The following is a 14624-nucleotide window of genomic DNA, read 5'->3' as shown; positions in this document are numbered from 1 at the left end:
GATCATTTCCTGGCTTTGAGGATGTAGAGGTTATGGTCGCGGAGGAACGTCTCCACCCGGACCAGCTCGAAAACCGACCGTCCGATCGTCTCCTCCACTTCGTCCCGGGTCAGGAAGTGGCGATGTGTGTCCTTGAATCTGGCCGGATCCCTGTCCATGATGACGACCGTCGCGCCCGTCTTCAGCGCGGGCAGGAGGTTGGCCAGGAGCTCGACCGGCCGCTCCAGGTCGTGGAAGGCGTTGACCATGAAGACCATGTCCAGCGAGGCGGACGGGAAGCGGGGATCCGCCACGGTGCCGAGGACGGTTTCGATGTTCGAGACCTTCTCGCTCTCGCGTCTCCGTTCGATCGCCGCCAGGGCGGAGCCGTCGATGTCGTTGGCGTAGACCTTCCCCGACTCCCCCACGCCATGGGAAAGCCAGAACGTGAAATAACCCTGGCCCGCGCCGATCTCTCCGATGACCATGCCGGGCTTCACCCCGGTCACTTCCATGACCTTTTCAGGCTGTTCCAGGCCGTCGCGGGCGGCGTTCGGTGACTGGGCCGGGCCCGACGACGCGATGAGACTCGACAGAATGACCGGCCAAAGCACGTTTTTGCCGACCATCTTGATCATGGCTCCTCCTTTATCATTAGGCCAAGCAACTTTTATGCCACCCCTTCCCCCTTGGAAAGGACCGGGCTCCGCGTAGCTTCTTTACGTTCGATGTCCAAACCTACGGGGATTATGCGTCGGCCCGGGGATTCAATCCCAAGATGCGCATGATCCGGACGAAAACCCTCATGCGGGGCGACGACTTCTGCAACCACCGCTACGTCGTCGAAGGATAGGAAGGGCCGGGGTTCGGAAGGGGACTTCAGCCGCGCCGGCGCCCGTGGACGAAGTCGCCGACGCGGCGCAGGCGCTCGATCCCGGCGTCGGCCATCGGCCCGCCGTCGAGGACGGCCAGGTTCTCGCGCATCTGCTCCACGGTGCGGGCCGCCGACATGCAGACGTCGACGGCGGGGTTGGAGAGCACGAATACGTAGCATTCGGCGGCCGTCGGCGGCTTCTCGCCCGGCGGCATGTTCCCGGGCTTCAGCAGCCGGCCGCCGCGCGTGGCGGTGAAGGAGACCGTGCCGGGGCGCTTCTCCCGCTCATCGCTCAGGTAGGGGAAGATGTCGATCTCGGCCCCGCGGTGGGCGGCGTTGTAGCGGAGATGGAGGACGTCGAACTCGCCTTCGCCCGCCAGCTCCCCGAGCAGCTTGCGGTTGTGGCTCGAGATCCCGACGAAACGGACAAGCCCCTTTTCCTTCATCGCCAGGGCCCCGTCGACGAGCCGCCGCGGCGGCCGCCGCGAGAAATAGCCGAGTATGAGGATGTCGGCGTGGTCGAGCCCGGCGCTCCGGAGGCCGCGCCGCAGGAGCATCCCGGTCAGTCCGTTGTTGTGGGCGTAGCTGAACGCCGCCAGGACCAGCCGGTCGCGCTGCCCCTTGGCGGCGACGGCCTTCAGGGCCTGGCGCATGCCCGGCGCGTAGCCCTTGATGACCGTCCCCCATGTCCAGTAGTTGCAGCCCCGCTCGAAGGCCTCCTCGATGGCCGCCGCGGGCGCCCCGTATCCGGAGGCGATGCCCAGGCGCCCGACCCTCAATCCCGTGCGGCCCAGCACGACCGGCTCGTTGAACGTCACGCCTTTCCCGCTCCTTTGCCGTCATCGCCATCGGCATCGCCAAGGGACTTGGCCGGGGCCCTGGCCTCCAGGTCGTCGAGCCACTCTTCCAGGGCCCGGAGATGGAGGTCGATCGATTCCTCGATCCCGGCCGGCACGGGGATCGCCCTGGCGGCGCAATACGCGGCGAGCGACGCGTCGATGTCCAGCCACGGCGAGATGGGCGGGGCGCCGGGTCCGGTCCCGGCGTCGGGCGCCTTGGCCGCATCCCCCGGGCCGGCCCCGGCCTCGTCCCGGGCTTCGACCTTGGCCTCGACGCCCAGCGCGTCGAGGAGGCCGAGCATGCGGTGGAACAGAAGGCCGTAGCGGCGCGACCATTCGAAGCACGGCTGGACGCCCTGCGACTCGAGGAAGCCCGCGATCGTGCCGTCCGTCCCGGCGGCCGCCCGGCAGCCGTCCTGCTTCGGGAACATGGCGAACCGCTCCCCGCCTTCCGCGTCGGTCGCCCGCCCCAGCGGATAGAGACGGCAGACCAGGGGCCGGCGCGGATGGACCTTGCAGCCGGTCGGGGTCACGAAAAGACAGCGGCCGGCCGCGTCGTTGCGGAGCGTCGTGCCGCCGTTGTCTGAGTAGAGGGCGAGGAACTCCGTCGTCCCGATCCCGAGGTGGCGCGACATGCCCAGAATCTCGTGGGGGCCGACCGGGATGACCTTGCCGGAGCAGCAGCGTCCGCAGGCCCGGCAGGAAAACGAGAAGCTGTCGCGGCGTTCGAGGCGGAAAACCAACGGCCCGTCTTCAGAACTTGCCCTGGATCGTGCCCAGGTTCTTGACCATCCGGCCCGATTGGAAGAGCTTGAGCTCGACGACCTCGTTCGCGTCGGCGGCCAGGCGCTTGGCGACCTGGGCCGGGATGGCCTCGGAGTGCAGGAGCGTCGAGCCCGCGTACCACTTGATCTGGGCCTGGCTCCAGCGCTGCAGCTCGCTCTTGTGCACGGCCGTCAGCTCGTTCTTGTGCTGGGTCTGTCCCCCCTGGAGGAAGCCGAAGGACGTGCAGAAGGCCGCCGCGGTCCCGGCCAGCATCAGGATCTCCCGTCTTTTCACCGCTTTCCCGATTTTTTCATTCTCCATGGCCCGATGGTAAGTCCGGAGCCGGCGCTTGTCAAGGCCGGCTGCGCCGCCCAGTCCGGTTGACTCCCCGCCTGAAGACACGTAATATCGGGGGGATTCTGACCCGAAGGAGCGCCCCATGGAACGGACCCTGGCCATCATCAAGCCCGACGCCGTGAAGAAGAGGATCATCGGCAAGATCGTCAGCCGCATCGAGGAGGAGGGCTTCGGCATCGTCCGGATGAAGCTCGTCCACCTGACCGCGGACGAGGCCAGGGGGTTCTACATCGTCCACAAGGACAAGCCCTTCTACGGCAGCCTGTGCGAATTCATGTCGTCGGGCCCGGCCGTGATCATGGTCCTCGAGGCCGAGGAGGCCATCAAGCGCTGGCGCGAGACGATGGGCGCCACCGACCCGGCCCAGGCCAAGCCGGGCACGCTCCGCCGCGCCTACGGCTTCTCCATCGAGCGCAACGCCGTCCACGGCTCGGACGCCCGCGAGACGGCGGAGTGGGAGATCGCTTACTTCTTCAAGAAATAGGCGGCCCGGCGCGGGGCGGCGGCGTCAGCGCCGGACCATGGACGGCTCGGCCGTCCACTCCGCGCCGTTCCACCAGCGGACGCCCTCGCGGAGCATCCGGGCGTAGCCGTCGCCGAGGACGCTCGTGAGGGTCCCCGCCTTGACGCCCTCGTCGTGATGGATCTCGAAGGTGTGCCCCCAGGTGACCTGGACGCACCGGAGGTCGAAGTCAAACTCCCAAATCAGGCCGCTGGCGGTCGAGGCCCTGATCCAATTGTTGTTGGTGATCTCGACCAGCCCGAACCCCTCGACCCGGAAGTTGAGAACCTTCGCGACGTCGGGATAGGGCGTGGTCACGTAGTAGAGCATCGTGCCCGGGCTGACACCGTCGCACGCGAACCTGCCGGTCTGCGGGGAGCCGCCGCCGATGCGCCGCGTGTCGAAGACGATCAAGCAGCCGCCCTGGAATTCGTTGTTGACCCCGACGACGATCAGCTCCTCGCGGCCGTCGCCGTCGATGTCCTTGAACGCCACCTCCCGGAGATAGCCGGCATTCCAGAACTCGCCCGTCTTCCGGCCCGACGAGTCGAGCAGGGCCAGCTGGCACGGCCATTCGGGAGCCTGGAACGATTCGACGGCGATCTCCAGCCTGCCGTCGCCGTCGACGTCGTGGGGGAAGATGCCGACGATGCGGTAGTCCGGGGAAAAGACCGTCGGGCCGCACTTGAGCTCGCTGCCGGCGGCGAACTTCCAAAGCTCCCGGCCCCGGCGGTCCCAGCAGTACAGGATTCCCTCCCCCGTCTGGTCCCTCTTCCTCCGCAGGGCGAAAAGGACTTCGCTGTCGCCGTCCTTGTCGATGTCCCCGATGCAGAGGACGGGCAGGATATTGCCGTCCTTGTGGACGGTCTGGAAGTTCTGCCGGTAATAGTCCTCGCTCTGGAGGTCCGGCACCTTGAGGTCCTGGCGCCAAAGCTCGCGCTTCTGCTTGTCCAGGGCGATGAAGACCGAGCCCTCGATGGAGAAGTCTGCCGGCTGCCGCCTGGTCCGCCGCCCCAGCAGGAGCCAAGATCCCCCGGCCAGGCCCAGGATCAGGACGGCCCCCGCCGCCCACTTGGCCCAGGCGGGGAGCCCGCGCGCCTTCTCTTTGCGGTTGTTCGAAGCCGTGAAGGTTTCCTGGAACCAGCGGTCGAGCTCGTCCCTGTAGGCAAAAACGGGGGACTTGGTCTCTGAGCCCTCCGCCCTATGGACGGGCATGCCCCTCTGGACCTCCCAGCGGTGGCAGGTCCGGACGTCACAGCCCAGGTAGGCGGCTATCTCCTTCCAGGAGCGCAGAAGATTCTCCTTGGAGAACTCGTTCACGCCGCGGCCCCCAGGATGCCTAAGTCCTTGGTAAAATGCTATTTTATCCATCCGGCCGGGGGAGTCAAGGCGGGCCGGATCCGGCGCGGTCCCGTTTGAAGCAACCCGGGATATGGGTATTTTCAAGAATCGAGAGTCTTTTTTCCGTCCGTGAGAATTTTCTTGTATCATTTTCGCTCTTTATTTATAGAATATCTAAAAGAACCAGCGACAGGCGGGACGCTCGGATGGATCTTTCTCGTCAAAGGGAAGAGAAATTCAAAAAGATCCTCGATGCCTATGCTCCCTATATGAACTTCCAGGTCCAACGATTTAACCTTCTGAAGTACGGTCTTGACCCGGAAGACATCCTGCAGGAGGTCAAGATCAGGATCTGGAAGCTCATCTGCAGTGAAAGGGCGATTCTCAGCCCTGCGTCCTATATCAGGAGGATAATCAGTTCGGCGGTCATCGACCAACTTAGGAAACGGCGCAGGGACGATTCGCTCTATCTCCACGAAAGGCAGAAGCACATTTCAGAGCGGAGCATCCCCTATAACGGCGAAGGCATCCAAAAGAGGGCTTTTGAAGAGACGGTCGGAAGGGCCGTCGAACAGCTCATGGATTCTCGGCGGCAGGTCGTTAAGCTCTACCTCCTCAATCTGAACATTCAGGAGATCGCCTCCTACATGAACTGGAGCCTGGACAAGACCCGGAACCTCCTCTACAGAGGATTCGCCGACATACGGAAATCCCTTAAAGATCTGGAAACGCGCAATGAAGACCGATCATCCTGATCTCCGGGAAACCTATAAGGCCTACGCATCTTCCCGCAGGCCTTCAGGACGCAAGAAGTGTCCGTCCCCCCGGGAAATCGCCAGGTCCTTCGAGCCTACGGCTTCCGTCCGCAAGAAGAAGAGGATCGTCGATCACATCTCCGCATGTCAGATGTGCCGCGAGGAATTCATGATGTTCTTCGAGCACCAGAGAACGACCTCCTCGGACCCGACAGCCGACTCCGCATCGCAGCCGGAGGACATCGGGAAGGAGCTGGGATATCCCGCTCTCTGGCAGGGGGCCCTGGCCCTGCTCGGCCTGAGCCTTATCGTCTATTCATTCCTCGTTATCGGGCATCAGGCGGAGGTTTCCGGGACGCGCCAACTGGCCTCCGCGGAGATCTCCCTCCTCTCACCCAAACAAGGACTCGCACTTTCGTCCCCGGCGATATTTCGTTGGCAGGCCAAGCCAGGTTCAGAATATTACGTTGTCGAGCTTTTCGACGAAAACCTGCTGCCGGTTTGGACCAGCGATAAGATCCAGGATCTTCAGGCGCGACTCCCGTCCGAGATCGCTTTAAGGCTGCGCCCCGGGCAGGCTTATTTTTGGATGGTTACGTCTTATCTCCGTGGTTCCAAGTGCGCGGAATCCGGGCTGCTCCGTTTCGTCGTCCACCGGTAGGATCAAGGGGATGCCGGGTCGCCGACGCCGCGGTCGAAGGATCTCCCTGCAACATGAAGGCAGCCCAATAGAAAGGATGAGCCCATTGAGAGCTCCTCAGCATCTTTCTTTTCGTGCGGCTGAGAGCCTCAGACGCGGACGAGCCGTCGGCGATCGCCCGATAGAGATCGGACATGAAGGCCCGGCTGGCCGCGTCGTCGGTCGGCCAAAGGGAAGCGAGGACCGAGCGGGCGCCGGCGAAAAAGAACGGGCGAGATAGGCCCATGGGGCCCTCTGATCTCTCCATCAGGCCTTGCCCTGTCTGGCAAGCTGACAAAACGACGAGATCGGCGTTTACGTCCAGCCCGTAGATCTCCCGCATCTGAAGAAACCCGTCCTCTTCCGGGCTACCTCCGGGAGAGAGGGCCAGGGCCGACCTGAAGGGATAGCGCTCGTTGAGGAATCCATGGCAGGCGAAATGGATGATCCGGTATTCCGTCAAGGGCCATATTTTGACGTTCGCTTCGGTCGCGGCGTCACCAGTCAATACGTCTACCGTATCCGCCGGGAAAACCCGTGAGATATCCAGGATCTCCTTCCGGCTGAACGGAAGCGAGGGGTATTCAATCCCCTCCTCGAAATCGATCGGTTCGTCGGAAAGACGGCTGGTTATTGAAGCCCGGCGATCATGCCTGTCGCCGGCCTGATAGGTCACCCCCCCGACGGCCAGAAGCTCCTTTTTCCATCTCGGCCGCAGCGGCAAGCCCGATCCCGCGAGAGCGACAAGCGCCGAGGACGACGGACAATAGGCGACGGAGGTCTCCTCGACGAGGTATCTCGAGCCGTTACCGTCCCGTATCTTGAGGGTCTCAAAAGGGAGATAGTGGAGGATGCCGTCGGGGATCACAATTACGGTCCGGACCGATCGGATCTCCTGTTCGACCGGGATAAGATCGCTCCCGATCCTCTCGGCGGCGTTGGATCCGGTCTCCGGATCCAACGAACGGTCAGCGATCGATTTCAGATAGGCTCTCAACGATCCTTCGATCATCCGCCGCCCCGGGAGAAGATGAAGGGCCGCCGTCGTTTGAGAGATCGAGATCAGATAGGAGCGCTCCTCGCCCAGGAAATATTCCAGAACCAGGGCTTCTCTGCTCGCAAGCAATCCCTGCACAACGTCGATCCGGTCAAGGGGGGTCTGCCATCGAAGGTCCCGGGGTCGTCCGGCAGCCTTCGCTTCCTGGATCAAGCGGACGTACTTCTCTTCCTCCAGTTCGAGTTCCTGCTTCATGGCCTGCCGCAGTTCCGGGGCGTTCGAAGGATCGGCTGCCGCCGTCCTTAATCTGGCAATATTCCCGGAGATGGCCCGTTGTCGCTCGGCCAATGTCGGGGAACCGGACGACGGGAGATCGAAACGGGCCTGGTTGACGCTTTCCAGGAAGGCTCGGGCTCGGGCTCTTTCGATAACGCTGAAGATCTCGTCGAGTCCTCCCAGAGAAGGCCGCGCGACGTAACGGTCGGCTAGAATATGGATCGACCTTTCATAGGGTTCGAGCTTGTTCCGAGCGAAGCCGATCGACGCGCTTTCGCTCAAGATCCGGCCCCTCATCGTCTCGATGGTCTCGATGGCCCGCCGATAGAACGAGAGGGCCGACAGGCCGTCGTGCATCCTCTCGTAGCATTGACCGAGCCCGACGGACGCTTCGATCAGGACGTTTTCAGATGATCCTTTGGCGCCGATGTCGAACGCGCTCCGGAAATGGAACAACGCTTGTTCGACGTTTTGCTCGCGCAGATAGGAGGCCGCAATGTTGATCTGCGCCTGGCACCGTTCCAGGATATCCTTGGCGGGGTCGAGGATCTCCGCCGCCCGTTCGAAGTGGCGTCGGGCCCCTTCGGGATCGCCAAGTTCGTTACGGATGATACCCATATTATTGAGGATCACAAAGATGACGAGGCGATCCGCCGTCTTCAGATCCTGAAGTCGCAGGCAGTCCCTGAAAATTTCGAGCGCCTTGAGCAGGTCGTCCTTCGTGTGCTCCTCGATCCCTCGACTCAAGAGCACCGCTCCGATATTGACGAGATCCATAACGACGGCGTTCGGGTCCCCTCCTGACCGATCCCGCGCCAGCGCGCGCTCGAGATAGAATTGAGCCCGCTCGAAGTTGTCGAGTTCCCGATAGATGAGTCCGAGGTTGTTCAGGCACTCGGCTTCCGTTGCCGGATCCTCGGCCGCGTTCGATACGGCCAGGGCCTTTTCGAAATGCGAAACGGCCCGCGAATAATCATTATGCCATTGATGATAGACCCCGATGTTGTTCAGGCAGCGGCCTTGTTCGGCAGAATGGGAGATGTACGTCGCGATCTCCAACCCTTTCTTGTTGTTCTTCAAGAAAAGGTCGAACTGGCGCAGGTCCAGATATGCCAGGGATTGCTGGCGCAGGCACTTAAGCTCGAAATCCGGCATGCCGGTCTCACGGCCACGGGAGAACGCCTCTTCGAATCGGGCGACTGAACGATATAATAGTCCGGCCTTGCGGTCTTCCTTGCCCTGTTTGTAGAGACGGATCACCTCGAGACAAGTGGCGCAGAATTCCTGGGCCCTCAGATCTCCGGCCGCCTTGAAGGCCGCCCTTGCGTCGCTAAAACTGGAGGCGGATTCGGCCATCTCGCCAAGGTCCCACTTGAGGAGGCCCATCCGTATCAGGCACTTGCCTTGCTGGGAGGGCTTCCGGTCCCGCAAGGCGATGGAAAGCGCCTGTTGCATGGCCTTGAAAGACCGGACGAAATCGCCTTGAGAACGCAATTCCCCTGCATGGGCAAGCGATCTTTCGAATGACGGCTTTTCCGGCTCTGCCGGAGGTATCGGGAGGCTGCCTGTAAAAAACAGGAGGCCTAAGGAAACGAAGACCGCCAGGCGCATCCTGGAGCCCTCCTGCCCCTTATAAGCCAACAAATCTCGCGATCATTATACGAACCAGGCCATGGCGAATCAACTGAGAAGGCCCGATGCGAAAAAACGAGATCATGGCCCTTACGTGAGAGAAAGACGCTTGTCCGTCGGATAAATTCTCACGCGCGGGTCGTTTCGGCGCGGCGGCCCGGGCCCGAAGGACGGTCCCGGCTCTGCGGCCGATCGGCCGCAGATGGCCCATAGCGAAGAGGAGATCGTGATCAGAGAAGCGGCCCCGGGTCGGCTTTTGGCGTAGGCGCGCGCCGAGACGGAGGCGCGCACGGGTGAGCGCGGGTCGTCCGGGGAAACGGTCTTGACCGAAAAGCGCTCAACGACCCAAAGGCCGGGAAGCCCGGCCAGACCGCGGAGGAAGCGCCTGAGCTCGCTCGGACTGCCGGTGACGTCGATAACGACGGGCAGCGCCGTCGTGAATTCCCCCGGGACCCCGGCGCCAGGCGCGAACTTTGTCATCCGGAGCCCCGAATCCAGGGTGAGCAGCTGGATCTCCCGCAGCATGGCTGAACTGTCCTGCCGGGCCGGCAGATCCTTCTCCAGCTCTTCCAGGCGCGAGGTCAGGGGCGCGCCGGCCGGGGCCGGAGCGCCGGGGGGTTCCTCCCGGACGGCGGCGGCCAGGGAGAATTCCGCCCGCTCCCGGCCATTCACGGTCTTCAAGACGGAGGCGCCAAGCGCCAGGTTTTCGAGCGACGGGCTTTCGCCGAGCCGGGAGATGTAATCCGCCAGAAGGTCGTTGGACCAGGCAGCCCCCTTGATCCGGACCTTCCCGGCGTCGCAGACGACATCCGTCAGCCAAACGCGGTCCGGCAGGGCCGAGATGAGATCGTCGAAGACCCGGGCGGCCAAGGGACGCCGGGCCAGCAGGTCCTCGATGTGCTCAACCCTCCGTTCGAGGGTCGCGGCCTCGTCCCGGGCGGACGAGGAAGGGCCGGAGGAGGAGGGCCCGGAGCCGCAGGCCGCCAGGGCCAGGCAAAAGCCCAGGATCAGCGGGCTCGGTGTCTTTCGGATCATGGGCGAGCTTCCAGGCCGGTCGATCGTGCTTACCTGATTTTAGTCGCGGCTGCCGGCGGATTTGCCGCCCGAGCCCCGGCTCGCCTGTTCCCCGGCCGCCGAGCGGCCGGCTAGCGTTTCGTGAGCGTGACCGAGCCGTTGTCGAATCCCTCGACGCACTCCCGTGCCTGGGGATTCCACGATCCGCTGAACGTCCCCTGGAATTCGTTCCATTGGGAAGAGGCGGGCTTGACCTCGACGAACATGAGTTCGGAGCCGGCGTCGATCAGGAGCATGCCCTGGAGCCGATAGCCCATGATGTAGAAGTCTCTCGAGGATACGGCGCGGGGGGCGCAGGGCCAGCCGGATCCCAGTGAGCCGCTGACGGTCACGGGAATCTCGCCGGCCGGGCCGATGGTCATGGGATGGGAGAGGGTCGCCGTGAAGCTCCGGACCGCGCCGTCGACCTCGAACCGGAACTCGTACGTTCCGCTGATCGATCCGATCCTGGTCCCAGGCGTGGCGGCCGTCTCTTCCCAGGGATAGCCGCCTGGAGCGCAGGACCTCGAGATGGAATGGACGTTGTTGAGGACCGTCCCGTCGGGAGAGAGGACGCCGGTCATCTCGACGGGGAAGGTCCCGCCGAAGGTCAGCCTGACCGAGTTGTCTTTGCCGATCGACCCCCGCACGTCGAGGCGGTCATATTGGTCCCAGCACGTGACGGGGCTGTCGATCACGTGGGCGAAGCCGGAAACGGCGCCGCCGCTCTGGGTCAAGGACGCCACCGTGCCGCCGCCGAAAGGCAGCAACCACAACCCGGACATCCCGTCGGCTCCGGGCGCCGTCGGACTATGGCAGGCCCCGGCGCCCAGCAGGAGCCCGGCAACAGCCGCCGAGATAAGCCGGATCTTTATCTTTCGCATCGAATCCTCCTGATGATGATATCCTCGCTGATTCCGCCCGGCTTGACTGGCCGGGGGCGCGGACCTATATTGAAGTCAAGCATAGCCTTCAGCAGCAGAAAGAAGGAGGAACCATGAAAAAGAGGTCCGTCCTGCTTCTGGTCCTGGCCTTCGCCTTCTCCCTTGCGATCGCCGGGACCGCGGCGGCTCAGGGCCGGTCCATCACCATCCCCAAGGGGACCAAGGCCGAGACGCTCGGGCCGGGAAGCTTCAAGCTCACGACCCCCGCCGGCTACGTCTTCACGATCACGTCCTTCAAGAAAGCGGGCAAGGCCGAGGCCAAGCCGGACGAGGTCGGCATCCTGGGCGATTGCGGCATCCGCGACCCGAAGGGCAAGTTCATCGCCACCGGCTTCAACGGCGTCCTGAAGAGCGCCGCGGCCATCATCGGCGATTCGGGCAAGGCCCTGAAGGACGTCCCTCCCGGCGATTACATCAAGATCGACGACGAGGTGACTTGGCTCCCGGCGACGATCCAGTTCCCGTCGCTCCGCATCTTCGACCGCCAGGCCCTATTGAAGCTCTCGCCCCAGCCCGACCCGCCCGGAAAGGCCCGCTGAATCGGCTTGCCGGCCCGAATGGACAGGCGGGCCTGAAACCGGCGGCGCCGCGGCCCCGGTCGATCCGCGGCGGCGTGCGGCCTCGTCATGACGCATGACGCGCCGCCGGGCGCCGGCCGCCGGGGCCCGGCCGCTCATCCTGATCCGCCGTATCTTTCTTCGCCGGCACGAGCTTCAGGATGGACGAGACATGCCCCTCGAGCTCGTCCGGCCCGAAGTACTGGTCGTAATAGTCCGTGTTCGTCAGCCACCCGGGCAGGAAGCTCCAGTAATGGGGGCTGCCGAGGACGCCGCTGACGCCGCCGGCGAGCGAGCTCACCCCGCGGATGCCGCTCGGCCGGCCCTCGGCCACGGAACGGCTGACCGGCCCGTAGACCAGCAGGAACGAGTTCTCGTCGACCGCCCGCACGGTGTTGCTGGCCGGGTCCACCGTATTGAAGCCGCCGTCAACGGGGATGCCGGAGAGGGTCTGGAGCGGCGGCGGGAACTCCCCGCCGGCGGGAGGGATATTGAAGATCGAGCCCAGGGGGTGCTTGAAGATCAGGCGGTTCAGCTTCCCCCAGCGGTAGTCGCTCTGATCGGTCGAGTGCCCGAAGGCGTTGGCGAAGCCGTCGCCGGCGAGCATGTCCAGGGCGCTCCTCAGAGCCCGCAGCAGGTAGATGTCCCGGCGATCCTCGGGGCTCGGCACGCCGGGATAGGCGAAGAAGTCGATCCCGGATCCTCCGACGCCGCGGTTCGCCGGGAACGCCTCGAGGAGATGGCGCAAGTCCGCCAGGGAGGTCCCGGGATACGGGAGCGGCAGCCCGTAGGGGCTGAGCTTGGCGTCGAAAACGCTCGTGACCGCCTGGCTGCGCCACAGGGCGTAGATGGTCGCCGCCGCGCTCGCGGCGATCTCGGCGGATGACGGCGAGCCAAGCCCTCCGAACGTATCGCCAGCGTCATAGCCCTCGGGGATGCCGGTCGGGGTGGTGAAGTCCCAGGCCGCGAGCCGCGCCACCGCCTCCTGGAGGGCCGGGTCGAAGCGGAACAGGGCCAGGGGCTCGGCCGCCCCCGCCCGGGCCGCGTTCGCGTTGGCCGCGAGTATGTGCGGCACGAAGAACCGGGCGTCCATGAGGACCGTGTCGGCCTGGATCCGTTTCATGTCCTCGAAGCTCACGGCGCCGCCGGCGATCTTATTCTTGAGCAGCTCGGTTATGCGCCCGGCCCGCGATCCGATGTTGAAGGAGTATCCGATGTAATAGATGCCGCCGCCCGGCCGCTCCGCCGCGAGCGGGTCGTTCCCCAGCGTGATCCCGGCCGGGTCGTTGTTCGCGTTCACGACGAACCCGGCTGGCGGGTTGACGGCGTGGGGCATCTCCTCCGCCGGGATGATCTCGAAGGGCAGGGCCTGGTCCGGCTGCGGGTTCACGACCGGCAGCCATTCGTTGCCGCCACGGCCGTTGCGCACGAGCCATGGCGGCGCCCCGTTGACCGCGCCGGCCTGCAGGTCCTCGCGGATGGGGATCTCGCCGGCGAGGAAGTAGCCGAAATCGCCCCGGCGGCCGATGAAGACGATGTTCTGCGGAAAGGTGAACAGGCGCGTGCCGCGGGCGAAGTCCCCGACCGTGCGGGCCTCGGCCCAGGCCAGGGCCCCCTCGAGCTCCTGGCTGGCGCCGGACCCCGTCCACTGCCAGCTCAGGGCGGCCCCGGTCGCCGGGGTCAATTGGACGATCGGGCCGTCGTTGCGGCGCGGCACGATCAGGGTGGCCGCGGGGATCCCCGACCCCGGAGGGACGACGGCCAGCTGGCCGTTGACCCTGGCCCGGAAGGTCTCGGGCACGGGGATGATGTGCTCGGCCCGGCCCAGGTAGATCGTGCTCAGGCCGCTCGGCGAATCCGCGTCGGGCACGACCTGTTCGGCGTAATAGTCGATCGTGTCGACGTACGGGTTCGTGAAGCCCCAGGAGAACCAGGGGCTGTGGCCGATCATGACGGTGGGCGCGCCGGCGAAGCTCTGGCCGGTGACGTCATAGCGCCCCGCCGAGAGATGGATCGGATAGAAATACGCGGGGACGGGCAGCTCGAGGTGAGGATCGTTCGCCATCAGCGGAAAGCCCGAGCCCGTCCGGCACCCGGCGACGGCCCAGGCGTTCGAGCCGCCGCCGCGGCCCTCCCTGGCCGCCCGGAAGAATTCTATGCCGTCAGTCTCCCTGAGGTGTTTCTTCACGAGTTCAAGCACGGACGGGTCCGGGGACGGGGCGGGGCCGCGACGTCCCCCGGCCGCGGCCCGGGCCGGCTCGGCCATGGCGTCGGGAACGGTCGCGGCCGTCTCGAACGGTGCCGAGCGGAAGAGGTCGTCATAGAAGAGCTTCGTGCCGTCGAAGCCCAGCGCGCCGCCCGCCGCCTGGTAGGTCAGGAGAGCGGTCGTGTACGGAATGTCGAGATCGTTGAACACCCCCTGCTGGAGGCACAGGATCTTGACGACCGCCATCGTGTCGAGGGGCTCCCAGGGATCGAACGCGCCGGCCTGGAGGGCGCCGTATTCGGGCGGGAGCGGATGGCCCGCGACGAAGGCGTTGACGCCGTCGGCGTAGGCCTCGAGGATCGCCCGGACGCGCGGCGAGGCGGCCGCCCACGACCGGGCCGCGGCCCGGCGCAGCCCGAGCGTCCGGAACTGGACGTCCTGGGGCAGCGCGGCCGGGCCGACGAGCTCGGCGAGCGTGCCGCCGGCCGTGCGCCGGAGCACGTCCATCTGGAACAGCCGGTCCTCGGCGTGGACATAGCCGTTCAAGAAAAACAGGTCGTGCTCGTTGGCCGCCCGGATGTGGGCGATGCCGCCCGGGTCCCGGACGATCTCGGCGGCCGCCCGCAGCCCCGGCATGCGGGCCGGCGGGCCGGAGCTCGGGGACTGGCCGGACCATCCGGCACACAAGACGATGAGAAGCGCCGCGACGATCGATGCCTTGACGATGCTCATGAGCGTTCCTCCTTGGGGGACCGGCTCGGCCGCGCCGGGCTCGCGCCCGCCGTCCGCGCGATCCCCGGTCTCCGATCCCTCAGGTCGGCCCGGCCGCGGCGATTGTCAACGGACCGGAGGGAGAAGTCTCTCTATG

13 protein-coding genes are annotated in these 14624 nt (G+C 65.1%); 4 read left to right on the top strand and 9 right to left on the bottom strand.

The features are described 5' to 3' along the window. Window positions 1–2: 2 nt before the first annotated feature. The 4 genes from ABFD52_01395 to ABFD52_01380 form a co-directional block, all read right to left on the bottom strand. Window positions 3–617: a class I SAM-dependent methyltransferase gene (locus ABFD52_01395; GenBank protein ID MEN6559417.1), complete on the bottom strand. Its 615-nt coding sequence runs from the start codon at window positions 615–617 to the stop codon at window positions 3–5. A 241-nt stretch (window positions 618–858) separates the two neighbouring features. Continuing rightward, window positions 859–1671 carry a hypothetical protein gene (locus tag ABFD52_01390; GenBank protein MEN6559416.1) on the bottom strand — a complete coding sequence of 271 codons (813 nt, stop codon included), beginning with the start codon at window positions 1669–1671 and terminating at the stop codon, window positions 859–861. Next, window positions 1668–2435 carry a YkgJ family cysteine cluster protein gene (locus tag ABFD52_01385; protein ID MEN6559415.1) on the bottom strand — a complete coding sequence of 256 codons (768 nt, stop codon included), beginning with the start codon at window positions 2433–2435 and terminating at the stop codon, window positions 1668–1670. Before ABFD52_01385 ends, ABFD52_01390 begins: the two co-directional genes overlap by 4 nt. 10 nt (window positions 2436–2445) lie before the next feature. After that, window positions 2446–2751, bottom strand: a complete 306-nt coding sequence (locus ABFD52_01380; GenBank protein MEN6559414.1) for a hypothetical protein — start codon at window positions 2749–2751, stop codon at window positions 2446–2448. Window positions 2752–2896: 145 nt separating this feature from the next. On the opposite strand from ABFD52_01380, the gene ndk reads away from it, so the two are divergent. Continuing rightward, on the top strand, window positions 2897–3298 hold the full coding sequence (ndk, locus tag ABFD52_01375; GenBank protein MEN6559413.1) for a nucleoside-diphosphate kinase: 402 nt from the start codon (window positions 2897–2899) through the stop codon (window positions 3296–3298). Window positions 3299–3322: 24 nt separating this feature from the next. On the opposite strand, the gene ABFD52_01370 is transcribed toward ndk, so the two are convergent. Then, window positions 3323–4636, bottom strand: coding sequence for a VCBS repeat-containing protein (locus ABFD52_01370; protein ID MEN6559412.1), 1314 nt, complete (start codon window positions 4634–4636; stop codon window positions 3323–3325). Window positions 4637–4863: 227 nt separating this feature from the next. Between ABFD52_01370 and ABFD52_01365 the strand changes: the two genes are divergently transcribed. Next, entirely contained in the window at window positions 4864–5412 is a 549-nt protein-coding gene (locus ABFD52_01365; protein ID MEN6559411.1) for an RNA polymerase sigma factor, read from the top strand. Further along, window positions 5393–6073, top strand: coding sequence for a hypothetical protein (locus ABFD52_01360; protein MEN6559410.1), 681 nt, complete (start codon window positions 5393–5395; stop codon window positions 6071–6073). Before ABFD52_01365 ends, ABFD52_01360 begins: the two co-directional genes overlap by 20 nt. Here ABFD52_01360 and ABFD52_01355 read toward each other — a convergent pair. The 3 genes from ABFD52_01355 to ABFD52_01345 form a co-directional block, all read right to left on the bottom strand. After that, window positions 6006–8975: a CHAT domain-containing tetratricopeptide repeat protein gene (locus ABFD52_01355; GenBank protein MEN6559409.1), complete on the bottom strand. Its 2970-nt coding sequence runs from the start codon at window positions 8973–8975 to the stop codon at window positions 6006–6008. The two genes, ABFD52_01360 and ABFD52_01355, sit on opposite strands and share 68 nt — an antisense overlap. 111 nt (window positions 8976–9086) lie before the next feature. Continuing rightward, window positions 9087–10031 (bottom strand): type 4a pilus biogenesis protein PilO, encoded by a 945-nt coding sequence (pilO, locus tag ABFD52_01350; GenBank protein MEN6559408.1) that lies wholly within the window; start codon window positions 10029–10031, stop codon window positions 9087–9089. Between the two features lie 110 nt (window positions 10032–10141). Then, complete coding sequence (locus tag ABFD52_01345) at window positions 10142–10933, bottom strand: hypothetical protein (protein MEN6559407.1); 792 nt, start codon at window positions 10931–10933, stop codon at window positions 10142–10144. Window positions 10934–11046: 113 nt separating this feature from the next. Here ABFD52_01345 and ABFD52_01340 point away from each other — a divergent pair, with 113 nt between their 5' ends. Beyond that, window positions 11047–11532 (top strand): hypothetical protein, encoded by a 486-nt coding sequence (locus tag ABFD52_01340; GenBank protein ID MEN6559406.1) that lies wholly within the window; start codon window positions 11047–11049, stop codon window positions 11530–11532. Window positions 11533–11617: 85 nt separating this feature from the next. Here the strand turns inward: ABFD52_01340 and ABFD52_01335 are convergent, their stop codons facing one another. Next, window positions 11618–14488, bottom strand: a complete 2871-nt coding sequence (locus ABFD52_01335) for a penicillin acylase family protein (GenBank protein MEN6559405.1) — start codon at window positions 14486–14488, stop codon at window positions 11618–11620. Window positions 14489–14624 lie beyond the last annotated feature (136 nt).

The organism is Acidobacteriota bacterium (genome assembly GCA_039683095.1).
Taxonomy (GTDB): domain Bacteria; phylum Acidobacteriota; class Aminicenantia; order Aminicenantales; family Saccharicenantaceae; genus RBG-16-66-30.
This window is presented reverse-complemented; position numbering and strand designations above follow the sequence as displayed.